Source organism: Rhodococcus sp. BP-316 (genome assembly GCF_019836105.1).
Classification (GTDB): domain Bacteria; phylum Actinomycetota; class Actinomycetes; order Mycobacteriales; family Mycobacteriaceae; genus Rhodococcoides.
Window position 1 is genome coordinate 559,077 of record NZ_JABUEE010000002.1, and the last position, 22,445, is coordinate 581,521.

Annotated in this window: 29 protein-coding genes; 19 read left to right on the forward strand and 10 right to left on the reverse strand. The window is 69.1% G+C overall.

Annotation, left to right across the window (positions count from 1 at the left end; translation table 11 throughout):
- Positions 1-40 precede the first annotated feature (40 nt).
- The 8 genes from hemB to HQ312_RS06080 all read left to right on the forward strand — a co-directional run bounded on the left by hemB (position 41) and on the right by HQ312_RS06080 (position 3,751).
- Entirely contained in the window at positions 41-1,015 is a 975-nt protein-coding gene (gene hemB, locus HQ312_RS06045; protein WP_027504510.1) for a porphobilinogen synthase, read from the forward strand.
- Positions 1,012-1,695, forward strand: coding sequence for a DUF5336 domain-containing protein (locus HQ312_RS06050; protein WP_222638077.1), 684 nt, complete (start codon positions 1,012-1,014; stop codon positions 1,693-1,695). The genes hemB and HQ312_RS06050 overlap by 4 nt, the downstream gene beginning before the upstream one ends.
- A gap of 89 nt (positions 1,696-1,784) precedes the next feature.
- Positions 1,785-1,922 carry a hypothetical protein gene (locus HQ312_RS06055; RefSeq protein ID WP_155956937.1) on the forward strand — a complete coding sequence of 46 codons (138 nt, stop codon included), beginning with the start codon at positions 1,785-1,787 and terminating at the stop codon, positions 1,920-1,922.
- A 57-nt stretch (positions 1,923-1,979) separates the two neighbouring features.
- Positions 1,980-2,189, forward strand: coding sequence for a hypothetical protein (locus HQ312_RS06060; RefSeq protein ID WP_027504511.1), 210 nt, complete (start codon positions 1,980-1,982; stop codon positions 2,187-2,189).
- Positions 2,190-2,241: 52 nt separating this feature from the next.
- Complete coding sequence (locus HQ312_RS06065) at positions 2,242-2,709, forward strand: hypothetical protein (protein WP_222638078.1); 468 nt, start codon at positions 2,242-2,244, stop codon at positions 2,707-2,709.
- Positions 2,706-3,203: a hypothetical protein gene (locus HQ312_RS06070; protein ID WP_222630291.1), complete on the forward strand. Its 498-nt coding sequence runs from the start codon at positions 2,706-2,708 to the stop codon at positions 3,201-3,203. Before HQ312_RS06065 ends, HQ312_RS06070 begins: the two co-directional genes overlap by 4 nt.
- Complete coding sequence (locus HQ312_RS06075; RefSeq protein ID WP_156380452.1) at positions 3,200-3,439, forward strand: hypothetical protein; 240 nt, start codon at positions 3,200-3,202, stop codon at positions 3,437-3,439. Before HQ312_RS06070 ends, HQ312_RS06075 begins: the two co-directional genes overlap by 4 nt.
- A gap of 36 nt (positions 3,440-3,475) precedes the next feature.
- Entirely contained in the window at positions 3,476-3,751 is a 276-nt protein-coding gene (locus HQ312_RS06080) for a metal-sensitive transcriptional regulator (protein WP_027504515.1), read from the forward strand.
- Positions 3,752-3,847: 96 nt separating this feature from the next.
- Here HQ312_RS06080 and HQ312_RS06085 read toward each other — a convergent pair whose 3' ends face one another.
- Both HQ312_RS06085 and HQ312_RS06090 read right to left on the reverse strand, forming a co-directional pair.
- Positions 3,848-5,857, reverse strand: coding sequence for an acyl-CoA dehydrogenase (locus HQ312_RS06085; RefSeq protein WP_082544307.1), 2,010 nt, complete (start codon positions 5,855-5,857; stop codon positions 3,848-3,850).
- A gap of 42 nt (positions 5,858-5,899) precedes the next feature.
- Positions 5,900-6,154 carry a hypothetical protein gene (locus tag HQ312_RS06090; RefSeq protein WP_056441640.1) on the reverse strand — a complete coding sequence of 85 codons (255 nt, stop codon included), beginning with the start codon at positions 6,152-6,154 and terminating at the stop codon, positions 5,900-5,902.
- 96 nt (positions 6,155-6,250) lie between these two features.
- Here HQ312_RS06090 and HQ312_RS06095 point away from each other — a divergent pair, with 96 nt between their 5' ends.
- From HQ312_RS06095 to HQ312_RS06130, 8 genes are all read left to right on the forward strand, one after another.
- The gene (locus HQ312_RS06095) at positions 6,251-6,745 is read left to right on the forward strand and encodes a GNAT family N-acetyltransferase (protein ID WP_056441643.1); all 495 of its coding nucleotides are present in this window, start codon (positions 6,251-6,253) and stop codon (positions 6,743-6,745) included.
- Between the two features lie 66 nt (positions 6,746-6,811).
- On the forward strand, positions 6,812-8,149 hold the full coding sequence (gene hemL / locus HQ312_RS06100; protein WP_222638079.1) for a glutamate-1-semialdehyde 2,1-aminomutase: 1,338 nt from the start codon (positions 6,812-6,814) through the stop codon (positions 8,147-8,149).
- 95 nt (positions 8,150-8,244) lie between these two features.
- Positions 8,245-8,850 (forward strand): histidine phosphatase family protein, encoded by a 606-nt coding sequence (locus tag HQ312_RS06105; protein ID WP_051613157.1) that lies wholly within the window; start codon positions 8,245-8,247, stop codon positions 8,848-8,850.
- On the forward strand, positions 8,847-9,455 hold the full coding sequence (locus HQ312_RS06110) for a TlpA disulfide reductase family protein (RefSeq protein ID WP_222638080.1): 609 nt from the start codon (positions 8,847-8,849) through the stop codon (positions 9,453-9,455). The genes HQ312_RS06105 and HQ312_RS06110 overlap by 4 nt, the downstream gene beginning before the upstream one ends.
- Positions 9,448-10,239, forward strand: coding sequence for a cytochrome c biogenesis CcdA family protein (locus HQ312_RS06115; protein WP_027504522.1), 792 nt, complete (start codon positions 9,448-9,450; stop codon positions 10,237-10,239). The genes HQ312_RS06110 and HQ312_RS06115 overlap by 8 nt, the downstream gene beginning before the upstream one ends.
- A 16-nt stretch (positions 10,240-10,255) precedes the next feature.
- Positions 10,256-11,899, forward strand: a complete 1,644-nt coding sequence (locus HQ312_RS06120) for a cytochrome c biogenesis protein ResB (RefSeq protein ID WP_222638081.1) — start codon at positions 10,256-10,258, stop codon at positions 11,897-11,899.
- A gap of 2 nt (positions 11,900-11,901) precedes the next feature.
- Positions 11,902-12,879 carry a c-type cytochrome biogenesis protein CcsB gene (gene ccsB, locus HQ312_RS06125; protein WP_222638082.1) on the forward strand — a complete coding sequence of 326 codons (978 nt, stop codon included), beginning with the start codon at positions 11,902-11,904 and terminating at the stop codon, positions 12,877-12,879.
- A 33-nt stretch (positions 12,880-12,912) separates the two neighbouring features.
- Positions 12,913-13,962: a MinD/ParA family protein gene (locus HQ312_RS06130; protein ID WP_051613086.1), complete on the forward strand. Its 1,050-nt coding sequence runs from the start codon at positions 12,913-12,915 to the stop codon at positions 13,960-13,962.
- A gap of 34 nt (positions 13,963-13,996) precedes the next feature.
- Here HQ312_RS06130 and HQ312_RS06135 read toward each other — a convergent pair whose 3' ends face one another.
- Both HQ312_RS06135 and HQ312_RS06140 read right to left on the reverse strand, forming a co-directional pair.
- Positions 13,997-14,206 (reverse strand): hypothetical protein, encoded by a 210-nt coding sequence (locus tag HQ312_RS06135; protein WP_027504525.1) that lies wholly within the window; start codon positions 14,204-14,206, stop codon positions 13,997-13,999.
- A gap of 172 nt (positions 14,207-14,378) precedes the next feature.
- The gene (locus HQ312_RS06140; RefSeq protein ID WP_042574081.1) at positions 14,379-14,588 is read right to left on the reverse strand and encodes a BldC family transcriptional regulator; all 210 of its coding nucleotides are present in this window, start codon (positions 14,586-14,588) and stop codon (positions 14,379-14,381) included.
- Positions 14,589-14,756: 168 nt separating this feature from the next.
- Between HQ312_RS06140 and HQ312_RS06145 the strand changes: the two genes are divergently transcribed.
- Entirely contained in the window at positions 14,757-15,074 is a 318-nt protein-coding gene (locus tag HQ312_RS06145; RefSeq protein WP_027504527.1) for a DUF4229 domain-containing protein, read from the forward strand.
- Here HQ312_RS06145 and pepN read toward each other — a convergent pair.
- A complete protein-coding gene (pepN, locus tag HQ312_RS06150; protein ID WP_222638083.1) occupies positions 15,054-17,531 on the reverse strand; it encodes an aminopeptidase N in 2,478 nt (825 codons plus the stop codon). The two genes, HQ312_RS06145 and pepN, sit on opposite strands and share 21 nt — an antisense overlap.
- A 75-nt stretch (positions 17,532-17,606) precedes the next feature.
- Here pepN and HQ312_RS06155 point away from each other — a divergent pair, with 75 nt between their 5' ends.
- Positions 17,607-17,999 carry a phage holin family protein gene (locus HQ312_RS06155; RefSeq protein WP_222638120.1) on the forward strand — a complete coding sequence of 131 codons (393 nt, stop codon included), beginning with the start codon at positions 17,607-17,609 and terminating at the stop codon, positions 17,997-17,999.
- 18 nt (positions 18,000-18,017) lie between these two features.
- Here HQ312_RS06155 and HQ312_RS06160 read toward each other — a convergent pair whose 3' ends face one another.
- Together HQ312_RS06160 and HQ312_RS06165 are read right to left on the reverse strand one after the other, a co-directional pair.
- Entirely contained in the window at positions 18,018-18,500 is a 483-nt protein-coding gene (locus HQ312_RS06160; protein ID WP_027504530.1) for an FBP domain-containing protein, read from the reverse strand.
- Between the two features lie 59 nt (positions 18,501-18,559).
- A complete protein-coding gene (locus tag HQ312_RS06165) occupies positions 18,560-19,429 on the reverse strand; it encodes a 1,4-dihydroxy-2-naphthoate polyprenyltransferase (RefSeq protein ID WP_027504531.1) in 870 nt (289 codons plus the stop codon).
- A gap of 198 nt (positions 19,430-19,627) precedes the next feature.
- Between HQ312_RS06165 and HQ312_RS06170 the strand changes: the two genes are divergently transcribed.
- Positions 19,628-19,822, forward strand: coding sequence for a hypothetical protein (locus HQ312_RS06170; protein WP_222638084.1), 195 nt, complete (start codon positions 19,628-19,630; stop codon positions 19,820-19,822).
- A 23-nt stretch (positions 19,823-19,845) separates the two neighbouring features.
- Here the strand turns inward: HQ312_RS06170 and HQ312_RS06175 are convergent, their stop codons facing one another.
- The 3 genes from HQ312_RS06175 to HQ312_RS06185 form a co-directional block, all read right to left on the reverse strand.
- On the reverse strand, positions 19,846-20,967 hold the full coding sequence (locus HQ312_RS06175) for a GAF domain-containing protein (RefSeq protein ID WP_222638085.1): 1,122 nt from the start codon (positions 20,965-20,967) through the stop codon (positions 19,846-19,848).
- A 115-nt stretch (positions 20,968-21,082) separates the two neighbouring features.
- Positions 21,083-22,246, reverse strand: coding sequence for an o-succinylbenzoate--CoA ligase (gene menE / locus HQ312_RS06180; protein ID WP_222638086.1), 1,164 nt, complete (start codon positions 22,244-22,246; stop codon positions 21,083-21,085).
- A complete protein-coding gene (locus tag HQ312_RS06185) occupies positions 22,239-22,355 on the reverse strand; it encodes a hypothetical protein (RefSeq protein ID WP_374198277.1) in 117 nt (38 codons plus the stop codon). The genes menE and HQ312_RS06185 overlap by 8 nt, the downstream gene beginning before the upstream one ends.
- Between the last annotated feature and the right edge of the window lie 90 nt (positions 22,356-22,445).

Below are 22,445 nucleotides of genomic sequence, written 5' to 3' on the forward strand. Positions count from 1 at the left end.
GATACGCAAAGGGCGCACGGCCGAACGAAGTGAGGGTTCCGTGTTCCCCGTAGACCGTCCCCGGCGACTGCGTCGTACCCCAGCCATCCGCCGGTTGGTGGCGGAGACGTCGCTCGAACCGCGGCACCTCGTGCTGCCGATGTTCGTGGCCGACGGCCTCGATGCCCCGCGCGAGATCAGCTCCATGCCGGGCGTCGTCCAGCACACCCTGGACTCGCTGTCCGCCGCTGCCGACGAGGCCGTGCGGGCCGGAGTCGGCGGTCTGATGCTCTTCGGGGTTCCACGTCCGGAGGACAAGGACGGACAGGGGTCGATGGCCTCGGATCCCGACGGCATCCTGAACACAGGTCTGCGTCGGCTCCGGGACGACCTCGGCGACAGCACCGTCCTGATGGCGGACACGTGCCTCGACGAGTTCACCGACCACGGTCACTGCGGCGTCCTCGCCGCGGACGGCAGCGTCGACAACGACGCGACGCTGGTGCGCTACGTGGACATGGCTGTGGCGCAGGCGGAATCGGGCGCTCACCTGCTCGGCCCGAGCGGCATGATGGACGGGCAGATCGGCGCGATCCGCGAGGGCCTCGACACCGCCGGATTCGCCGACGTGGGCCAGCTGGCCTACACGGCGAAGTACGCCTCCGCGTTCTACGGCCCGTTCCGCGAGGCCGTCGGGTCGACGTTGCGCGGCGATCGCCGGACCTATCAGCAGGATTCGGCCAATCGGCGCGAGTCGATGCGCGAACTCGACCTCGACATCGCCGAGGGTGCCGACATGGTGATGGTGAAGCCCGCGATGAGCTACCTCGACATCCTGCGCGACGTGGCCGACGCGTCGCCCGTGCCCGTCGCCGCCTATCAGATCTCGGGGGAGTACGCGATGATCACCGCCGCCGCGCAGAACGGGTGGATCGACCGCGACGCGGCGATCATGGAGTCCGTCACCAGTATTCGCCGAGCCGGCGCCGACATCGTCCTCACCTACTGGGCCACCGAGATCGCGACGCGGCTGTGAACGACCAGCGCCCGGGCGGCAACCCGGAGGACCCTCGCCACGACCCCCACGATCCGCAGGGTCAGCCGCAGTGGGGTCAGCAGCCGCAGTGGGGTCAGAAGCCGCAGCGGGGTCAGCAGCCGCAGGGCAACTGGCACCCCGAGGGTCTGCCCCCGAGCGCGATGCAGCCGATGCGGTCACCGGAGAACAGCGAGGCGCCGGTCGACATCGAGACGGCGCGCCACCTGTGGTTCGGCGTGATCGGCATCGGTCTGCTCTCGATGCTCATCGGGCTCTACTCCCTGTTCACCGATCGTGACGCCTTTCTCGACGCGTTCCTGACGGACCTCGAGGCGCAGGACCCGTCGTTGGCACTGCCGCCCGAGACCGCGGACACCGTGCTCGTCGTGGCCATGGTGTTGTCGTTGATCGTCGGGGTGCTGATCGCGGGGCTCGTCCTCCTGGTGGTGCGGAAGATGCGGGCCGGGAAACTCTGGGCGCGCGCGGTTCTCACGGCGATCGGCGTGGTCATCGTCGTCACCACGATTCCCACGCTGTTCGGCCTCGGTTCGGGAGGCGCGATCGCCCTGGTCACCGCGGTGCTCGGGATCCTGCAGGCCGTCGCGGCCGCGGGTGCGGTGTACCTGATGCATCGACGCGAGTCGTCGGAGTACTTCCTCTCCCGGAGATCACCGCGCTGACCTGCGACACGCCGTGACAGATGTGACCTGAGTTACAGAAGTGGCGTTATGGTTGTGACGATCGGACACACCCTGATCGGAGGATCTTCATGACCCCACGACAGACGGTCGGGCACGACGCCAACGACCGCCGCAACCCTCTCGCCGAGGTGTTCGCCCTGCTGCTCCTGACGTCTGCCGTGGTGGTGGTCGTCCTCGTCGTCGCCAGCGGCTTCTCGGGCGCCTGAGACGACCGTCTCGCCTGGTCAGGCTGTCTTTTTGCGTCAAACATCGATCGGTGTATCGTGACCACTGTCACAAGCATTCTGATCAGTACGGAGACAGTGTTGCCCGCCGATTTCTCCTCCACCTCCGCCGGTTCCACGGCGCCTCGCACTCGTATGCAGACCGTCGAGTGCAGCAGTGGCCGACGTGAGTTGTGGTTGCTCGCCATCGTGCTGATCACGGGCATCCTCATGGCTGCCGCAGTGCTTCTGCCGGCCGTCCTCACCTGATCGAGAGACGCCTGGACTCCACCGTGTGGAGGCGTCTTGGCAGGATGGTCGAGTGAACGTCGAGAAGCCCGAGCCCGCGTCGCCCGCCCGCCCCCGGATCGTAACCGTCGCGTTCGCCGGGTGGGTTCTCGGGGCCGTCCTCGTCGTGCTGCTCGGCCTCATCTCTCTGACGTTCCCGGCCGACTCGTTGCGGACCCAGCTGACCGAGACCGGGGGCGAGCCGGATGCCGTGGAGAGCGTCATCACGGTGCTGCGCACGGTCGGTGTCCTCGAGATCATCGTCGGACTGGCCATCGGATTCCTCGCGGGGCCCGCGTGTCGACGCGGCGATCCGCGGTTCCGCCGGGCACTGACGGTCCTGTCGATCGTCTTCGGGCTGGTGCTCCTGGGCTCGGTGACCGTCGGCTTCGCCATCGTGCCCCTGTTGGCGACGCTCGGGGCGATCCTCTTCTTCGTGGCCTGCGTGCTCGTGTACCGACCGTCCGCGGCGCCGTGGTTCGCGGCACCGGAGGCCCCGTGAGCGACGAGACGGAACCGGTGATCTTCGCCGAGTACGGCGCGAAGTGGCGCGCCCTGGCCTGGGGGCCGATCTTCTGTCTCATCGCTCTCGGCGTCGAGATCTACACGGGACCCGTCGTGCACTACGTGGCGCTCGTCGTGATCGCACTGGTTCTCATGGCCTTCACCTACGTGCAGATCGTGGCCGCCCGTCGGCACGCCACGGTGATCCTGACGTCGACGACGCTGAGTCAGGGCACGGAGAACGTCGCCATCGCGGACATCCTCGAGGTGTATCCGGAGCCCGACTACGACGCCAACGGAAACACGCTGGAGAAGTGGCAGGCCGCGCGAGTGCTGGGGGAGCTGTCCGGGGTGCCGCGCAAGCGGACCGGCGTCGGTCTGAAGCTGCGGGGCAACGGCCTGGTCCAGGCGTGGGCGAAGGACGACGAGACGCTCCGCGAGGAACTGCTCGCACTCGTGGCGCCCGCCACCGACGCGGAGCCCGACGCGTGATGCGCCGGTTCGCTCCGGTGGTGGTCGCGGTCGTCCTCGCCGTCGTGGCCGTGGTGCTGTGGGTGCAGTCGAGGACCACGACCACCGTGACCGAGCAGTTCCCCACCACGTCGTCGTTCGAGGGGTTCTCGGTCACGTACGACTCGACCCGTGTCGCGGGGCCGTGGGCGGCTCTCTCCGTGGTCGCGGCGGCCGTCGCGGTGTACCTGGTGATGCGCGTCGTACGGCGGCGCTGACCTCTACCCGTTACCCCCTGGGGGTACTCTGGACGCATGAGCAGTTTCGATCAGGACGACCTCCTCAAGCGCCTGCGCCGCATCGAGGGACAGGTGGCCGGCATCTCTCGCATGGTGGCCGACGACCGGTACTGCATCGACGTGTTGACGCAGGTCTCGGCCGTCACCAAGGCGCTGCAGTCCGTGTCGCTGAAGTTGCTGGACGCCCACCTCGCGGGCTGCGTCGTGGACGCGGCCCGCGAGGGCGGACCCGAAGCGGACGCGAAGGTCAGGGAGGCGTCCGAGGCGATCGCTCGCCTCGTCCGTTCCTGACTCCCACCCCCGGCGAGTACGTCCACAGTGCCGTGGGTGAAGCACTGAATCACGACATCCTGGGCGTACTCGCGAGGGGGCCGAAGGGGTGCCGGCCTAGTCGGCGGTGACGGATTCCTTCACTTCACCCGGCTCGTCGTCGGCGAGCATCGCCGCACCGAGCAGCGCCTCGGGAACGCCGAACGCGTCGATCAGCGTGTGGGCGTGCGGGCGCAGCGTGCGGCAGCGCTCGTTGATCCCGCGCGTGACGGCCTTCGACCGCTCTGTGGAGATGTAGCGGTGCTCGATGAACCAGGCCTTGTCGGCGTCGATCGTGGTGAGCGCGTAGAGGTCGCACACCTCGCCGAGCAGTTCCTTGGCGTCGTCGTCCTCGCAGTTGTCGATGCCGGCGACGAACGCCTCGAGCACCACGCGATCGACGTGCGCCGTGGCCGCGTGCAGGATGTGGTCCTGCACCGCGTTGAACGCGTCGAACTGGCTCATCTTCTTGGACAACCCGTTCAGACGCTTCGCGGCCGTGGAGATGAGGTACTCCTCGCGCTCCTCGAACATCGAGATCTGGGTGCCGCGGTTGAAGAGGCTGCCCTCCTCCTCGTTGTCCTGACGTGAGTCGACGAGGGTCTGGATGATGGGCGCCGCCGCCGTGCGCTTCTTCACCACGTCGCCGACCGTGCCGGCGGCGAACTTCACCCAGTCGGCCGCGCCGAACGAGCGGACCTCGTGGGCGTACGCGGTGAGCAGCTCCTTCGCGACGAGCTGCGTGAGCACCACGTTGTCGCCCTCGAAGGTGGTGAAGACGTCCGAGTCCGCCTTGAGCGCGATGAGTCGGTTCTCCGCGAGGTAGCCCGCGCCGCCGCAGGCCTCGCGGGACTCCTGGATCGCCTTCGTCGCGTGCCAGGTGTTCGCTGCCTTCAGGCCGGCCGCGCGCGACTCGAGTTCCCGCTGCTCGGTGGCATCGGGGTCCTCGGCGCTCTGGATGTCGTGCATCTTCGAGACGAGCTCGTTCTGCGCGAACTGCAGCGCGTACGACTTGGCGATGAGCGGGAACAGCCGACGCTGGTGGACGAGGTAGTCCATGATCGTGACCTCGTCGTCGGTCCCGGGCGCGCTGAACTGCTTGCGCTGCAGCGCGTACTTCGTCGCGATGGTCAGCGCGACGCGCGCCGCGGCGCCCGCCGAACCGCCCACGGTGATGCGGCCGCGGATGAGGGTGCCCAGCATGGTGAAGAAGCGCCGGTTCGGGTTGTCGATGTCCGAGGAGTAGCTGCCGTCGGCCGCGACGTCCGCGATCTTGTTGAGCATGTTCTCGCGCGGGATGCGGACGTGGTCGAACATGATGCGGCCGTTGTCCACGCCGGGCAGGCCGCCCTTGTAGCCGATGTCGAACGTGGTGACGCCGGGGAGGTCGCTGCCGAAGTTCTCGTCGCGGATCTGGACGACGAAGCAGTGCACGCCCTTGCTCTCGGGCTCCTCACCCGGTCCAGCGGTGATCAGCTGCGCGAACACGGCGGCGTACTTCGCCGACTCGGCGGCGCCGCCGATGTAGTCCTTGCGCGAGGACTTGTCCGGCGTGTGGATCACGAATTCCTGCGTCTCGCGGTCGTACGTCGCGGTGGTGCCGATCGACTGCACGTCGCTGCCGTGGCCGGTCTCCGACATCGCGAAACAGCCGAGCGTCTCGAGATCGATCAGGGGCTTGATGAACTCCTTGTGGTGCTTCTCGGTGCCGAGGTTCTCGATCGCGCCACCGAAGAGGCCCCACTGCACGCCGGCTTTCACCATGAGCGACAGATCCGACATGGCGAGCATCTCGATCATCGTGACGGCGGCGCCGATGTCGCCCGTGCCGCCGACCTCTTTGGCGAAACCGGACTCTGCCGCGCCGGCCGCGGCGAGCACACGCAGCTGCTCGAAGGCCTTGGTCCGCGCGATGGCGGTGTTGGGTGTGTAGTGCGGTGCGAACTCGTGGCGCGCGAGCTGCTCGCGCGTCTGGTTCCGTACGTCGCGCCACCGTCCGTCGAGAGTCCTGCGCAGGTGATTCGCCAGCTGAGCAGCGTTGTCGGAGGACGTGCCGGTGTCAGTGGTGCCGGTCTCGGTAGTGGTCATACTCGACGGTAACCAAAACTCGAGGTGCCCGGGAGGGACTTGTCAGCGCGGCCACAGAAATTCACGCCACACCGCGCGAATCTTGCGAAACATCACACTCGTGGCGTCCATCGACGCAGCCTGCGGGGTCGACGGGGCGTAGGGGCCGTCGCGGAAGAGCGAGGCGCCGTTGTCCGCAATGGCGCGCGACATGATCGAGCTGAAGCCGTCGCACTGCTCGACGAGGTGCTCGCGGAACCCCTCCGGCCAGGCCAGTCGGGATCCCGGGTGCCGGTCGGGCTCGTGTGGTGCCGTCATGGCAGAAGGATATGCCCGGTGTAACACAGATTTAACACTTTCGACCAAGTCGATTCTCGTCGATCGTGCCTGCCTGCAGCCGACTACCGTGTCGCTGTGCTGATTCGCGACGCCGTGCCCGCCGACCTGCCCGAGATCCTCACCGTGCACAACGCCGCCATCGCGGACACGACCGCGATCTGGGACGAGGAGCAGGTGGGACTCGCGGACCGGCAGGCCTGGTTCGACCAGCGCACCGGCGCCGGCCTGCCGATCCTCACCGCCGAGATCGACGGGCGGGTCGCGGGCTACGCGTCCTACGGGCCGTTCCGTCCGAAGTCCGGCTACCGGCACACCGTCGAGAACTCCGTGTACGTCGCCGACGGCTTCCATCGGCGCGGCGTCGCGACCGCGTTGATGGCGGAACTGATCGAGCGCGCCCGCCGTGGGGACGTCCACGCGATCGTCGCGGGAATCGAGTCCTCGAACACCACCTCGATCGCCCTGCACGCGAAGTTCGGCTTCACGGTGGTGGGTGTCATGCCGCAGGTCGGCGTCAAGTTCGGGCGGTGGCTCGACCTGACCTGGATGCAGCTCCTGATCGAGGCGTGAGACAGCCGGTGTGAGACTGCTCCTTATCAGAAAGAGCACTCCGCGTCCTGTGAAACACTGGAGGGCGTGACTCCTTCGAGCGGAACCGACACCGGCGTCCCCACCGCCCGATCCGCAGAACTCTTCGCACGCGCGTCCGCCGTCATCCCCGGTGGCGTGAACTCGCCCGTGCGGGCCTTCCACTCCGTGGGCGGAACCCCGCGGTTCATGGCCGAGGCCAGCGGATACACCCTGCGCGACGCCGACGGCAACAACTACGTCGACCTCATCTCCTCGTGGGGACCGATGATTCTCGGTCATGCCCACCCGGCCGTGGTCGAGGCGGTGCAGAAGGCGGCCTCCACGGGACTGTCCTTCGGCGCTCCCACGCTCGGTGAGATCGAGTTGGCGGAGGAGATCGTGCGCCGCGTCGATCCCGTCGACGAGGTGCGCCTGGTGAATTCGGGCACAGAGGCGACCATGAGTGCGGTGCGTCTGGCCCGCGGGTTCACCGGTCGCAGCAAGATCGTCAAGTTCTCCGGCTGCTACCACGGCCATGTCGACGCCCTGCTCGCCGACGCCGGCTCGGGCGTCGCCACCCTCGGGCTGCCGACGTCGCCCGGCGTGACGGGTGCGCAGGCGGCCGACACCATCGTCGTTCCCTACAACGACCTCGATGCGGTAGCGAAGGCGTTCGCCGACCACCCGGGGCAGATCGCGTGCGTCATCACCGAGGCCGCGGCGGGCAACATGGGTGCGGTGGTGCCGCAGCCCGGCTTCAACGAGGGTCTGCAGCGTCTGACCCGTGCGCACGACGCACTGCTGATCATGGACGAGGTCATGACAGGCTTCCGCGTCAGCGCGTCGGGGTGGTACGGCGTCGAAGGCATCGCCGGTGACCTCTACACCTTCGGCAAGGTCATGAGCGGCGGCCTCCCCGCGGCCGCGTTCGGTGGCCGGTCCGACATCATGAGCTACCTCGCCCCCGCGGGCCCCGTCTACCAGGCCGGCACCCTGTCGGGTAACCCCGTCGCGGTCGCCGCCGGTCTGGCGACGCTGCGCGCGGCGGACGCCGACGTCTACGCGGCACTCGACGCGAACTCCACCCGTCTGGGCGGCATCCTCGGTGACGCGCTCACCGCGGCGGGCGTCCCGCACCGCGTGCAGTACGCCGCCAACATGGTCAGCGTCTTCTTCTCCGAGCAACCGGTGATCGACTACGCGGGCGCCAAGGCGGCCGCCACCTGGCGTTTCCCCGCCTTCTTCCACGCGCTCCTGAGCCGCGGCGTGTACCCGCCGCCGAGCGCGTTCGAGGCCTGGTTCGTCTCCGCGGCGCTCGACGACCGCGCGTTCGAGATCATCGAGGCGGCCGCTCCCCATGCCGCCGCCGCAGCAGCCGCTGCCGAGCAGAAAGCACCGTCATGACCGAGTCGTCCCCGACCGACCCGACAAACAGCGACGCGTCCGGTATCGACACTTCCGGGCACCCGCACGCCGACACCCGCACGATCGTGCACGTGATGCGGCACGGCGAGGTGCACAACCCCAAGGGCATCCTCTACGGGCGCCTCCCGAACTTCCGGTTGTCGGTGAACGGTCAGGCCCAGGCGCGCACGGTGGCGAACGTGCTCGCCGGGCACGACGTCACGCACGTCGTCGCCTCCCCGCTGCAACGCGCGCAGGAGACGGCGGCGCCCATCGCGTCGGCGTTCGGGCTCACCATCGAGACGGACGAGAACCTCATCGAGGCCGGGAACGACTTCGAGGGTCTGAAGGTCGCCGTCGGAGACGGTGCGCTGCGCCGGCCCCGCCACTGGCTCAAGCTGCGTGACCCGTTCACCCCCTCGTGGGGCGAGCCCTACCTGCAGATCGCACACCGGATGTTGGCCGCCGTCAACGCGGCTCGCGTCGCGGCCGTGGGCCACGAGGCCGTGTGCGTGAGTCATCAGCTGCCCGTGTGGACCCTGCGTCGCTTCCTGCAGGGCGACCGGTTGTGGCACGACCCCCGCAACCGCCAGTGCGGCCTCGCGTCGCTCACCTCGCTGATCTACGAGGGCGACACCCTCGTCGACATCGTCTACTCCGAGCCCGCAGGGGCGTCGGACCCCCTCCAGACCGGCGCATGAGACCCGCCCGCCTGCTCGCGCCGCTGCTCGTGGCCGCCACCGTTCTCACCGGGTGCGCCACGGGTACCGACGCCGTGGCACAGGGTGGGACCTTCGAGTTCGTCTCACCCGGCGGCAAGACGTCGATCTTCTACGACCCGCCCGCCGACCGCGGCACCGTGGGGAACCTCTCCGGACCCGACCTCATGACCGAGGGCACGACGACGTCGCTGTCCGACTACGAGGGCCAGGTCGTCGTCCTCAACATCTGGGGTCAGTGGTGTGGCCCCTGCCGCGGTGAGGCCGACGATCTCGAGCAGGTCTTCGAGGCGACGAAGGACCAGGGTGTGCAGTTCCTGGGCATCAACGTGCGCGACAACCAGCAGGACAAGGCGCAGGACTTCGTCATAGACAACAACGTGACGTACCCGTCCATCTACGACCCGCCGCTGCGCACCCTCCTCGCTCTCGGATCGAACTACCCGACCACCGTCATCCCGACCACGATCGTGCTCGACCGTGAGCACCGCGTCGCCGCGGTGTTCCTGACGGAGCTTCTCGCGAGCGACCTGCAGCCCGTGGTCGAGCGCATCGCAGCCGAGCCACTCGACGTGTCCGATGGGTGAGGCGTTCCAGTCGGCTGCCGCGTCGGGGCCGCTGTTCCTGGCTCTCGGCGCCTGCCTGCTCGCCGGTCTGGTGTCCTTCGCATCGCCCTGCGTCGTCCCCCTGGTTCCGGGTTACCTGTCCTACCTGGCCGGAGTCGTCGGAGCGGACTCCCCGTCCGTCACCGCCGACGAGGCGGCCACCAAGACTCTGGTGCGGGGTCGCAGCCGCGTCGCCGGTGCCGCGGCCCTCTTCGTTCTCGGATTCACCGTGGTGTTCGTCCTGGCCACGGCCTCGGTCTTCGGCGCCATCTCCGTGCTGTCGGTGAACCGCGAGATCCTGCAGCGTGTGGGCGGCGTCGTCACCATCGCGATGGGTCTCGTCTTCCTCGGTCTGATCCCCGCCCTGCAGCGCGACACGCGCTTCGAACCGCGCCGCGTCGGCAGCATCCTCGGGGCACCGCTGCTCGGTGGCGTGTTCGCGCTCGGATGGACCCCGTGTCTCGGACCCACGCTGGCGGGCGTCATCTCGCTGACAGCCGGCACCGAGGGCACCACCGCGGCGCGCGGTGTGGTGCTGATCGTCGCCTACTGCCTGGGACTGGGATTGCCCTTCGTCGTTCTGGCCTTCGGCTCCGTCAGCGCGTTGCGCGGGGTCGGGTGGCTGCGCCGCAACGCCCGTGCCATCCAGGTGTTCGGCGGTCTGATGCTGGTGGCTGTCGGCATCGCCCTGGTGACCGGCGCCTGGGACCTGTTCGTCAGCTGGATCCGCGACGGAGCGGTGACCAGCGTGACCCTGCCGATCTAGTGGACGAGAAAGAGATATGAGCACTGACCTGTCGGCCCGCCCGGACGCCGAGGCACGCCCTCCGCGGCAGTCTCCGGCGGGGCGCGTCGTCGCCGGAGTCCGGAACACCTGGCGCGGCCTGACCTCGATGCGCACGGCACTCGTGCTCCTGTTCCTCCTCGCCCTGGCCGCGATCCCGGGCGCGCTGCTGCCGCAGCGCAGCCTCAACTCGGGGAAGGTGGACCAGTACATCGCGGACCGCCCGTCCCTCGGGCCCGTCATGGACCGGCTGGAGTTGTTCGACGTCTTCGGCAGCTTCTGGTTCACGGCGATCTACGTCCTGCTGTTCGTCTCGCTCGTCGGCTGCATCCTGCCGCGCTGCGTCGACCACGCCCGCGCGTTGCGCACTCCGCCGGTCGCCACCCCGCGCAACCTGGGGCGGCTGCCCCACCACCTGCGCACCGAGGTCGACACGGCACCCGACGTTCTCCTCGACGAGATCGACGGCCGGATGCGCGGCTGGCGGAAGATGCGGCGCACCGAGGAGAGCGGCGCCTTGACGCTGTCCGCGGAGAAGGGGTACCTGCGCGAGGCGGGCAACCTGGTGTTCCACCTGTCGCTCGTCGGTCTGCTCGTGGCCATCGCCGTCGGGAAGCTCTTCAGCTACGAGGGCAACGTCGTCGTCATCGCCAACGACGGCCCGGGCATCTGCACCACCTCGCCCGCCCAGTTCGATTCGTTCCGCGCCGGCAACAGCGAGGACGGCACGGGCATGACCCCGCTCTGCGTGCGGGTGAAGAATTTCACGGCCGACTACCTCGAGAACGGGCAGGCAGAGCAGTTCACGTCCGACATCGAGTACCAGGCCGGCGACGACCTGGTCACGAACACCTGGCGCCCGGACACCCTGCAGGTCAACCATCCGCTGCGGGTCGCCGGTGACCGCGTCTACCTGCAGGGACACGGATACGCGCCGACGTTCACGGTGACGTTCCCCAACGGAGAGACCCGTACCGAGACGGTCCAGTGGGAGCCCACGGACGGCACCACGTTCCTCTCCAGCGGAGTGCACCGCTTCGATCCGCCCGGCGGTCTGTACCCGGATCCCGATGTCCGCCGCCAGAACCAGATCGCCATCGAGGGGCTGTTCGCGCCCACCGCGTTCTTCCACGGCTCGCTGTTGTCGTCGAGCTTCCCCGCCCCGAACGATCCGGCGGTGGCCGTCGACATCTACAAGGGCGACACCGGCCTCGACACCGGTAATCCACAGTCGCTGTTCTCGCTGAGCCAGGTGCTGGTGGAGCAGGGCCGGCTGGTGAAGCAGGATCGCGTCAACCTGACACCGGGGGAGTCGACGACGCTGTCCGACGGCACGCAGGTGCGATTCGACGGTGCCGAGGAATTCGTCAACCTGCAGGTCTCGCACGACCCCGCGCAGACGTGGGTGCTGGTGTTCGCGCTGTCGATGATGGCCGGTCTGCTGGTGTCCCTGGTGATCAAGCGCCGTCGCATCTGGGTCCGCGTGAGCACGGACGACGACCGACGACGTACCGTAGTAGAAGTGGGCGGACTCGCCCGGACCGATCAGGCCGGCTGGGGTGACGAGTTCGACCGCCTCACCGCGCGGGTGCTCGACCGACCCGACGCCGATGACGTACCGACCTCGAACAACAGGGAGTGACCATGCCGATCGACGCCACACTCGCGCAGTTCAGCGACTGGTCCTTCCGGTCGGCGTTCGGTGTCTACCTGCTCGCGGCGGTGTTCCTCATCGCCCAGTACGCCACGCAGACCGTCACGGCTGCGGAGCAGAAGTCCGAGCGGCAGCTCGTCGCGGCGGGCAAGGCGCCCGTGCGGCCCACCGGTCCCGGTCGGATCGAGGAGGCGCCCCGGCGTCCCGCGTCCGAGCGCTTCGGCGGCATGGGCTACGCGCTGGTGGTGCTCGGTCTGCTGCTCACGGTCACGTCGATCGTGCTGCGCGGATTCGCCACCGACCGGTTCCCGCTCGGCAACATGTACGAGTTCGTGACGATGGCCACGGCCGCCGCGACGGCGACCTCGATCATCGCGCTGCGGAAGATGCGCCCGACGCTGATCTTCGTGGTCGTCCCGGTCATGATCCTGATGTTCCTCGCGGCGACGGTCCTCTACGCCGACGCGGCCCCCGTGGTCCCGGCCCTGCGCTCGTACTGGTTGCCGATCCACGTGACCATCGTCAGCATCGGCAGCGGAATCTTCCTGGTGGCCGGCGTCGCGTCGCTGCTGTTCCTGCTGCGGATGCGCTTCCCCGCCACGGAGGACGGCGCGAACACGGGTGCACTCGCCCGGTTCGCCCAGCGTCTTCCGGACGCCCGCACGCTCGACCGCCTGGCCTACAAGACCACGATCATCGGCTTCCCGCTGTTCGGCGCCGGCGTCATCCTCGGTGCGATCTGGGCCGAGGCCGCGTGGGGACGTTTCTGGGGCTGGGATCCCAAGGAGACGGTGTCCTTCATCGCGTGGGTCGTCTACGCGGCGTACCTGCACGCACGGGCGACGTCGGGCTGGCGGAACACCCGCGCGGCGTGGATCAACGTCGCGGGCTTCGTCGCCATGCTGTTCAATCTCTTCATCATCAACATGGTCGTCTCCGGTCTGCACTCGTACGCGGGTCTGAACTGACCGTCGGCTCGACATGACCGCCGGGGGGAATCGGTGACGGACGATCGTTGGGACGGGTGGTCGCCCGGCCCGCAGGACGACGGGCGGATCCCGTCCGCGTCGACGCCGACGGATCCGGCGATCCAGCAGGTGCCTGCCTCGCCGATGCAACCGCCCACGGCGCACGACCTCTCGACGTCACGGCTGCTGCGGACCTCGCCGCCCCCACCGACGGGCGGCTGGCGCCGCACGCTCTTCGACGTCACCGGTGGCCGGGTGAACGTGGGCAACAGTGCCAAGGAGCAGCGGCGGCTCGCCTTGATCCGTCAGGTCGGCAACCCGTTGCACGGGTGTCATCGCATCGCGATCCTGAGCCTCAAGGGCGGCGTCGGGAAGACCACGGTGGCGGCGGCGCTGGGATCGACGTTCTCGTCGGTCCGGGGCGACCGCGTGATCGCCGTGGACGCGAACCCCGACCGCGGAACGCTGAGCTCCCGAGTTCCGCTGGAGACCGAGAAGACGGTGCGTGACCTGCTGAAGGACGCCCGCGACATCGACAAGTACAGCGCTGTCCGCGACTTCACGTCCCAGAATCACCATCGGCTCGAAGTGCTGGCGTCGGAGTCCGATCCGGCCATGTCGGAGGCGTTCGACGCGTACGACTACGAGACCACGGTGGCCGTGCTGGAGCGGTTCTACAACATCGTGCTGACCGACTGCGGAACGGGACTTCTGCACTCGGCGATGCGGGCGATCCTGCGCAGCGCCGACGGGCTGGTGATCGTGAGCAGCGGATCGGTGGACGGTGCGCGGAGTGCATCGGCGACGATGGACTGGCTCGACGCGCACGGCTACCGGCATCTGGTGGAGCAGTCGTTGACAGTGGTCAACATGGTGCGGCCCGGGTCGAAGGTCATCGACGTCTCGAAGATCGTCGACCACTTCGGTCAGCGATGTCGCGCCGTGCGGGTGATCCCGTACGACGACCATCTCGCTCAGGGGGCGGAGGTCGACCTCGACGCTCTCGCGCCGGCGACGCGCACGGCGCTTCTCGAGACGGCAGCAGCGATGACCGCCGAGTTCCCGCCCCACGTCACGCGGTGACGGTCGTCCGCTGCACCGCACCGCGTGACGGGACTCAGTCGACGGAACCGGGCGTTCCCGCATCGGGACGCTCGGGACCGTTGCCACGATCACGTGCAGGGTTGTTCCTGATCTTCCACAGGAACTCCGGGTCGTCGTCCGGTCCGGTGACGCGTCCTCTGGGTGCCCCGGTCTCGGGGCCGAAAGACTTCCAGAGGAGCACGATCACGACCACGAGCCCGATCAGAGCCAGAACATAGATCATCACGCACCTCCACTACCGAGCGTAGTCGTGGCGGAGCGCCGGGGCACTCGAGTCGAGCTCGCAAGATCCTGAGAATCTGCTCGCACGCACTGGTGTCCGGCACGAACACCGCGAGTGGCGACCGATGGTCGACTCGGTGACGAGTGGGTGGCGCTCTAGGGGTGACGCGTGATCAGCGGTGCGCCTCGGTGGTGAGCGAGGTCAGGAGCTGCATGACCTCGGACTCGCGGAAGCGACGGTGGCCGCCGGGAGTGCGGAGCGATCCGAGCCGGCCGGCGTGGGCCCAGCGCGTGACGGTCTTCGGATCGACATGGAAGAGTGCGGCCACCTGGCCGGGGGTGAGCAGGTTCTCCTGCGTGGGGGTGTAAGCCGGTGCACTCATCGCGATCCTCCAGGGACACAGTCTTCATCTCGGTCGAATGCGGCTGTATGTCCGCATCCGTTGCCCATGGTGGCACCGAGACCCCCGGGTACTCGACTCTTCTAATGTTGGTAAAGGGGAGGTAATGGACAAATCGGATACGTCGAACGGCTCCGGTAATCTGTGTCCATGACCGATCCCATCCCCACCGGCAGCACCCCGAGCGGGTCGGCGAAGGGCCGACTGGTCCGCGATCTCGGCCTCTACACCGCCGCCCGGCTCGGTCTCATCGCTGTGGTCGCGGCCGTCATCTACTTCGGTGCCGCGCTGGTCGGGGTGACCGTGCCGCTGCTGATCGCCATGGTGTTCGCCCTGGTCGTCGCGTTCCCCCTGTCGCTCGTGCTCTTCAAGGGACTGCGCCGACGCGTCAACGAGGACATCGCCGCCGTCGACGAGAAGCGTCGCCGCGACCGCGAGGATCTGCACTCACGCCTGCGCGGAGAGTGACCGTGCGGCGAGTGCGCGGGCCAGGTGGTCGCGCTGCTCTATCACGCACCGTCGCAGAGCCGCGGGTACGTCCGGGTGACCCGAGAGCCAGCGATCGGCGTCCTCGCTGTGGGCGGCCGACGGGAAGAGCCCGATGACGAGTCGTCGAGCGATCTCGATGCTCCGCTCCCGCCAGAAGGTCTCCAGCAGGGCGTAGTACTGCTCGTCGAAGCGCTCGATCAGCGTGCGTGACGGTCCGGCGGTGAAGCCGCGGATCAGCGCCCCCACCCGCTCGTTGCTCAGGGCGTCCGAACCGGTCAGGGCGGCCCAGGTCGCCTCCTTCACCGACGCGACGGGCTGCGCCGCCACCGCGGCGGCGTACTGCACCTCACCGGCCCCCGTGCGGTCGGACTCGAGCACCGTCGCCAGCTCGGCCTCGTCGGTGTGACCGGTCGCCGACAGGGCGAACCACAGGCCCCAGCGCTGCTCGGCGTCCAGTTCGAGACCGTCGACGGAGTCCTCGCCGGAGAGCAACGCGCGCACCCTTCCGGCGTGCGACGGGTCGTGTGACGCCGCGGCGGAGAACGCCCGGAACCACTCGAGCTGCGCGTCCGACCCGGCCGGCGCCCCGGCGAGCTGCTCGGCCGCCGTCGCGGTCCACCGCTGCCGGACACCGTCCCGGTCCGCGGCGTAGTGCTCCACCGCGACCGCGGTGTCCGCGAGAATCGATCCGAGCACGGCCGGATGCGACTCGGTGGGTGCGAAGCGGACGGCGAGATCGACGTACGTCTGCGCAGGCAGTTCGGCATCACGCGTCGCGTTCCACCAGGAGGACCACACCAGCGCGCGGCGCAGGTCGTCGGGGATGCGGTCCAGCGACTGCATCGTCGCCTCCATCGACCGCGCGTCCAGGCGCACCTTCGCGTACGTGAGATCGCCGTCGTTCGGCAGGATCACCGCGGCGTCGGGCAGTGCGAGCGGGGTCTCCGCGTCGGTGATGTGCACCGAGATCGGTTCCGCATCGACGAGGTGGCCGTTCTCGTCCGGCGACAGGCACGCGATGTCCAACCGCTGAGGACGCGGATCCGTCTGCGTGAGAACACCTCTGGTGCGGTCGTACAGCACGGTCGACACGCCGGTGGTCTCGAGCCAGGCGGCCGACCAGTCGTCGAGCGACCGACCGGCCGGTGCGGCCAGGGCGTCGAGCAGGTCGCGCAGGGTGGCCGTCCCGAAGGCTCGAGCGCGGAAGTACGCGCGGGCGCCCTCGAAGAAGGCCTCGTCACCGACGAAGGCCCCGAGTTGTTTGATCACGCTGGCGCCCTTGGCGTAGGTGATGCCGTCGAAGTTGAGCTTGGCCGCCTCGAGGTCGACGATGTCGGCGACGACGGGGTGGGTGGTCGGGAGCTGGTCCTGCGAATAGGCCCAGGCCTTGCGGCGCAGGGCGAACGACACCCACGCGTCGGTGAACCGGGTGGCCGCGACCGAGGCGTACGCGCCCAGGTAGTCGGCGAGGGACTCCTTGAGCCACAGGTCGTCCCACCACTGCATGGTCACCAGATCGCCGAACCACATGTGCGCCATCTCGTGCAGGATCGTGTTCGCGCGCCGTGCGTACTGCGCTCGGGTGGCCGCGCTGCGGAACACGTACGACTCCGTGAACGTGACGCAGCCGGGGTTCTCCATGGCGCCGAGGTTGTACTCGGGCACGAACACCTGGTCGTACTTCCCGAAGGGGTAGGGGAACTCGAACGCATCGTGGAAGAAGTCGAGCCCGGCGCGCGTGACGTCGAAGATGTCGTCGTGGTCGAGGTGCTCGCCGAGCGACGCACGGCACCACGCGCCGAGTTCGATGGTGAGGTCGCCGCGGCGGTACTCCGACGTGGCGCGGTGGTACGGGCCCGCGACGACGGCCGTGATGTACGTGGAGATCGGCTGCGTGGCGGCGAAGACACGGGTGGACGACCCTGCGTCGTCGGTGGTGGTCTCTTCCACCCGCTCGTTCGACAGCACCGTCCACTCGTCCGGTGCGCTCACCCGGAAGACGAACGGTCCCTTGAGGTCCGGCTGCTCGAAGTTCACGAAGACGCGCCGCGCGTCGGCGGGCTCGTACTGCGTGTAGAGGTAGGTCTCGCCGTCCGCCGGATCGACGAATCGGTGCAGGCCCTCACCGGTGCGGCTGTACCAGCCGCGGGCGTGGATGCGCACGGTGTTGTGGCTCCCGAGATCACGCAGCAGCACCCGCGCACCGTCGTACTGCACCTCCTGTTCGTGGTCGTTGACGATCACGCGGTCCACGCCGGCACCGAGGAAGTCCATCCACGTCGACGACGCGGTGGCCGCGAAGCTCACGGTGGTGACGGTGCCGAACTCGGCTCGGGTCCGTGCCTCGGTCAGGTCCAGCGCCACGTCGTATCGCACGTCGGACACCACCCGGGCGCGGTCGGCGGTCTCGGCGCGGGTCAGGTTCGCGGTACTCACACCTTCATGCAACACCACCGGAGGCGCGGCTCGCGACACACCACCGTCGCGGCGACCCGTGCCATCATGGGGCGCATGATTCTGGTGCTCAGATTGATCGTCACGGCGTTCGCGATCTGGCTGGCGGCGTCCTGGGTGGACGGCATCTCGATCGCGAGTTCGGGGCGCGGGCAGGGCTGGGACCTGGTGGTGCTGATCGGGATCGCCGCCGTGTTCACCGTGATCAACGCCTTGGTCAAGCCGATCATGCAGTTGTTGTCGCTGCCCCTCATCGTGCTGACCCTCGGGCTGTTCCTGTTGGTGATCAACGCGTTGATGCTGCTGCTCACCGCCGCCATCACCGAGAGCACCGGGTACGGGCTCACCGTCGACGGTTTCGGGGCCGCCTTCTGGGGCGCGGTGATCGTGTCCATCGTCAACTGGGTTCTCGGTGGACTGGTGCCGGACCGGCGATCGGCGCGCCGCTGAGGCTGCCGCCGACCGCGGTCAGTCCAGCCGCGCCACGAATGCCGTGATGGTCTCGCGAAGCTTGCCGACGCGCTCCTCGACCGGGGTGTCGTCGCGGTACTGCCGTCCCAGCGTCGGGGTCTTGATCCGCCGCGCGTACAGGGAGCAGGCCAGGTCCGAGCACAGGTAGGTGCCGACGGTGTTGCCGCGGCGGCCGGACTCACCGGTCTTGCGGGCCACCATCAGCGTGACACCGCCGTTCTGATGCCCGGTGGTGCAGATGCTGCACATCTGAGACCGGCGCGAACTGCTCTCCGAACGCAGGGCGACTCCGACGAGCCGATCCGCGGTCGGCACGACGAGGAAGCTGCGGCCCGGATACGCGGGGTCGCTCCAGCCGAGGAAGTCCAGGTCGTCCCACGGGCGACGGTCCAGATCGGTGGGGACGGGGATGCGCTTCGCCTCGCCCTTCGAGCAGTTGACGAACGATGCCCGGATCTCGGGTTCGGTCACGGGGTCCATGGGACGACCGTAGAGGGAGATCATGACCGTCGGCAACGGAATTATCCGTCGCGCGGCGACTATCCGAGCAGCAGGCCGACGGTGGTCGCCACCGCCCAGACGAGCATCGCGAGACCCGAGTCGCGCAGCGCCGGAATGAGCGCGAGGCCCTGCTGCCGGGTGCGGACGGGGGCGTTGGCACGCCAGGCCAACGGGAAGGCGACGACGCCCAGCACGGCCCACGGCGAGTGCAGGAGCAGCAGCAGGCTGACGAGGAACGGCACGCCGAGCAGCGCGGCGTGCAGACCGCGGCTCCGGGCGTCGCCCAGCCGGACCGCGAGGGTGAGCTTGCCCGCCTCGGTGTCGGTGGGAATGTCGCGGATGTTGTTGGCCACCAGGACGGCGCTCGAGAAGCAGCCCATCGCGACGGCGCACGCGAGTCCTACGAGGTCGACGCGATCGGTGAGCACGAACTGGGTGCCGAGCACGGCGACGAGGCCGAAGAAGACGAAGACGGCGATCTCTCCGAGGCCGCTGTAGCCGTAGGGCTTCGATCCGCCCGTGTAGTACCAGGCTCCCGCGATGCACACGACACCGACGAGAACCAGCCACCAGGCCGTCGTCAGGGCGAGGACGAGCCCCGCGACGGCAGCGAGTGCGAAGCACGCCACGGCCGCGCCGCGGACGGCCGACGGCGTCGCCAGCCGGGAGCCGACGAGGCGGATCGGTCCGACGCGGTCGTCGTCGGTTCCGCGGATGCCGTCGGAGTAGTCGTTGGAGAAGTTCACGCCGACGATGAGAGCGACCGACACGAGCAGTGCCACCGGGGCCTTCCACCACGTCACGTCGCCGGCCGCCGCTGCCGCACCCGCCGCGGCCACGACCGGTGCGATCGCGTTCGGAAGTGTGCGCGGCCGTGCGCCTTCGAGCCACTGGGATGCTGTCGCCATGTGTGGATCATTGCCTACGCATGCCGATGCGGCCCCGCGCGGTCGTGTTGTGAGGCTCACCGCTCCCGGCGTACACTCCGGATGCGCCCTCGACCTCGGGGGTTTCTCACAGGCTTGTCGCCGTCGGCCGTGAACGTGGCACACGAATGCGGAACCGGTCCTTCGATCGGTTCACCTGTCGCACCCCGGGGATGAACGATGGACGACATCACCAGTTCCATGATCGACGACGCCGTCGCGGCCATGACGGACGTCGAACTCGACCGCGCCATCCGCGCGCTCACACTGCGTCAGCGGTCCCTGCTGCTCGGCGGTGACCTCGACACGGCCTGGGCGGTCACCGAGGATCTCGAGCGCTGCCTCGCGGCCCGGTGCGGTATGCCGCGAACCTGACACGCTCGAGCCCGAGAAGAGGCTCAGCTGGACCGTCTGCGCGGCCCACGACCCGGGTATCCGGTGTCGGTGGGCGGGACGGGATCGTCCTCGTCGGAGAATCCGACCGGTTGGAATTCCACCATCAGGAAGCGTTGTCCCGGAACACGTGTCGCCCGTAGGTCGACGACGGTCCACCCGCCGTCGACACGGCGCAGTCGCACGCCGGGGATCTCGGTGCGATGGTCCGCCCACTCGTGCATCCGGCGATAGGCCGACACGATGCGCGCGATGTCCGAGGGGTGCGGGGTGTCGCGCTGATCGACCTGCCCCTTCCACAGGATGTTCTCCACCGGATCTGTCAGCCACCGCACGACGCGCACGCGCTCGGTGTCGATGAGTGCGATCGCGGTGGGGGAGTTGCGCGTCAGCGACCGCAGCGCGAACGCCTCGACCGACGGTCCGGCCACCACGAGTTCGTCCGCGCGGAGCGAGATCGCCAACGCGTGCGACACGGTGTCGACGTACCGGCTGGCGTCGTCGGCGGACGAGGTGTCGAGCACCGTCCGCACCGCATTGCGCAGGGGCCGGGCACCGCGCGGGGTACGCAGCGCCACGGTGCCGTCCCAGCGGGTTCCGGGTTCCGCGTCGAGCAGAGCGACGAGGAGATACATCGCGCTGTCGGCGTCGTCCGCGTGGTCGAACAGCTCGAATGCCGGTGCGGCGAGCTTCGATGCCGGCTCCCGGCCCGTGACGCCGGCGATGCCGGGCGTGAACGCGAACTGTCGACGTGACGAGGACCAGTCGTAGCCGACGACGAGGGGCGGCGGTGCGTCGGAATCGTCACCGGCGTACAGCATCACACCGTGGACGGCCTTCCGGGGACCCGGTACCGCGACGGCCCGCAGCGGACCGTTCAGTCCCGGCACGGTCTCGGCCGCGTCCTCGCCGCTGGTCGCGACGAACGCGGTCATCGCACGCGCCGCGTCCGCGATGCGCTTGCTGCCGACCGCGCGGGAGAGCGCCGTCCAGTCCTTCGCCCGACCGTCCTTGGCGACGACGGTCCCCACGGGACCGGCATCGCCGTCGGGCGGTTCGGCGAGTGTCTCCACGACGATCCAGCCGTCGTGCGCGTCGGGAGCTGCTCCCGTCGCCTGCCTCGCCATCGTCACTGTCCTCCGAACCCACGAACAACCAAGCCCCCGACCCGGATGTACCGGGAGGACCTTACTCACCGTCACGGTCTCGGGCGGCTCGCCCCTCGGCGTGCGGGGGAAGATGTCATTCGGTCGGACTACACGCGACCAGCGTCGTTCGCGCGGCCGCGCGGTCCACCTTGCCCGGGCCGCGGGCCGGGAGCGCGTCCACGAACAGCACCTGCCGGGGTGCCGCGGCAGGGCCGAGCGCGTCGGCGACGGCCGCCCGGAGAGACTCCGGCGACAGCTCGACACCGGGCCGCAGCACCACCAGTGCGCCCACCCGTTCGCCCAGGCGCGGATCGGGAACGCCGACCACGACGCACTCGGAGACCCCGTCGATCCCCGCGACGGCGTCTTCCACCACTCGCGGTACGACGGTGAGTCCGCCCGTGGTGATGGCGTCGTCGGCCCTCCCGAGAATCTGCAGACGGTCGCCCTGCAGGCGTCCGAGATCATCGGTGCGGAACCACCCCGCCTCGGCGAACGCCGGGTGATCAGGCATTCCGCGGTAACCGTTCGCCAGTGTGGGTCCGCCGAGGCGCACCCGGCCGTCCGCCTCGAGGCCGACGGTCACGCCGTCCAGGGGAAGGCCGTCGTAGACGCACCCGCCGCAGGTCTCGCTCATCCCGTAGGTGCGGACCACGGTGATCCCCGCAGCGAGTGCGCGGTCGAGCACGGGAGCCGGGGTCGCGGCCCCGCCGAGCAGAACGGCGTCGAGGGACGCGAGCGCCGCGACGGCGTCCGGACGATCGAGCGCCTTCACCATCTGGGTGGGGACGAGGGAGGTGTAGCGCCGGGGCCCGCTCATCGACGCGACCGCGCGGACGAGGTGCGCGGGGTCGAATCCCGTCGACACGTCCACCACCGCGGGTTCGTGGCCGGCGGCGAGGGAGCGCAGCACCACCTGCATCCCGGCGATGTGATGGGCCGGCAGCGCGAGCAACCACTGTCCCGGCCCACCCAGCCGGGCATGGGTGGCGGCGGCGCTGGCCCGGAGTGCGGCCGCCCCGAGCAGGGCCCCCTTCGGGGTTCCCGTCGACCCGGACGTCGCGAGCACCATCGCGGTACCCGGCTCCGCGGGAGTGCCCGGTGACAGCGCGTCGGCGAGACGTCGACGCTCACGATCGTCGTCGGCGGGGACCGGCAGGACCGGCTCGGCGGTACCGTCGAGCACGGCGCGCAGTCGCGGCAGCAGACCCAGCACCGCGTCTCCGCTGGGCACCGGGAGGACGGTCAGATCAGCCACGGCGTTGCGGATGGTCGGGCGGAACCTCGACCACGACGATGCGTGTGCCGTCGGGGTCGGCGATCCACATCTCCGTCAGTCCCCAGGGCTCGGTCTGCGGAGGCCGCACGACTTCGACGCCCGCCGCCCGCGGCCCACCCGTTGACGAGGCAGATCACGACCTTGGGCATCGTGCGGATCAGGCGCTGCACCTCGAGGA

Excerpts from the sequence above, each read along its gene's own strand:
- HQ312_RS06110 (WP_222638080.1), top strand. The coding sequence starts at position 8,847 with ATGAGACCCGCCCGCCTGCTCGCGCCGCTGCTCGTGGCCGCCACCGTT.
- ccsB (WP_222638082.1), top strand. The coding sequence starts at position 11,902 with ATGCCGATCGACGCCACACTCGCGCAGTTCAGCGACTGGTCCTTCCGG.
- HQ312_RS06115 (WP_027504522.1), top strand. The coding sequence starts at position 9,448 with ATGGGTGAGGCGTTCCAGTCGGCTGCCGCGTCGGGGCCGCTGTTCCTG.
- HQ312_RS06175 (WP_222638085.1), bottom strand. The coding sequence starts at position 20,967 with ATGGCGAGGCAGGCGACGGGAGCAGCTCCCGACGCGCACGACGGCTGG.
- HQ312_RS06080 (WP_027504515.1), top strand. The coding sequence starts at position 3,476 with ATGAGCAGTTTCGATCAGGACGACCTCCTCAAGCGCCTGCGCCGCATC.
- HQ312_RS06135 (WP_027504525.1), bottom strand. The coding sequence starts at position 14,206 with ATGATCTATGTTCTGGCTCTGATCGGGCTCGTGGTCGTGATCGTGCTC.
- HQ312_RS06055 (WP_155956937.1), top strand. The coding sequence starts at position 1,785 with ATGACCCCACGACAGACGGTCGGGCACGACGCCAACGACCGCCGCAAC.
- HQ312_RS06140 (WP_042574081.1), bottom strand. The coding sequence starts at position 14,588 with ATGAGTGCACCGGCTTACACCCCCACGCAGGAGAACCTGCTCACCCCC.
- HQ312_RS06160 (WP_027504530.1), bottom strand. The coding sequence starts at position 18,500 with ATGGACCCCGTGACCGAACCCGAGATCCGGGCATCGTTCGTCAACTGC.
- HQ312_RS06120 (WP_222638081.1), top strand. The coding sequence starts at position 10,256 with ATGAGCACTGACCTGTCGGCCCGCCCGGACGCCGAGGCACGCCCTCCG.
- HQ312_RS06085 (WP_082544307.1), bottom strand. The coding sequence starts at position 5,857 with ATGACCACTACCGAGACCGGCACCACTGACACCGGCACGTCCTCCGAC.
- HQ312_RS06090 (WP_056441640.1), bottom strand. The coding sequence starts at position 6,154 with ATGACGGCACCACACGAGCCCGACCGGCACCCGGGATCCCGACTGGCC.
- HQ312_RS06170 (WP_222638084.1), top strand. The coding sequence starts at position 19,628 with ATGGACGACATCACCAGTTCCATGATCGACGACGCCGTCGCGGCCATG.
- HQ312_RS06155 (WP_222638120.1), top strand. The coding sequence starts at position 17,607 with ATGATTCTGGTGCTCAGATTGATCGTCACGGCGTTCGCGATCTGGCTG.
- HQ312_RS06145 (WP_027504527.1), top strand. The coding sequence starts at position 14,757 with ATGACCGATCCCATCCCCACCGGCAGCACCCCGAGCGGGTCGGCGAAG.
- HQ312_RS06105 (WP_051613157.1), top strand. The coding sequence starts at position 8,245 with ATGCGGCACGGCGAGGTGCACAACCCCAAGGGCATCCTCTACGGGCGC.
- HQ312_RS06165 (WP_027504531.1), bottom strand. The coding sequence starts at position 19,429 with ATGGCGACAGCATCCCAGTGGCTCGAAGGCGCACGGCCGCGCACACTT.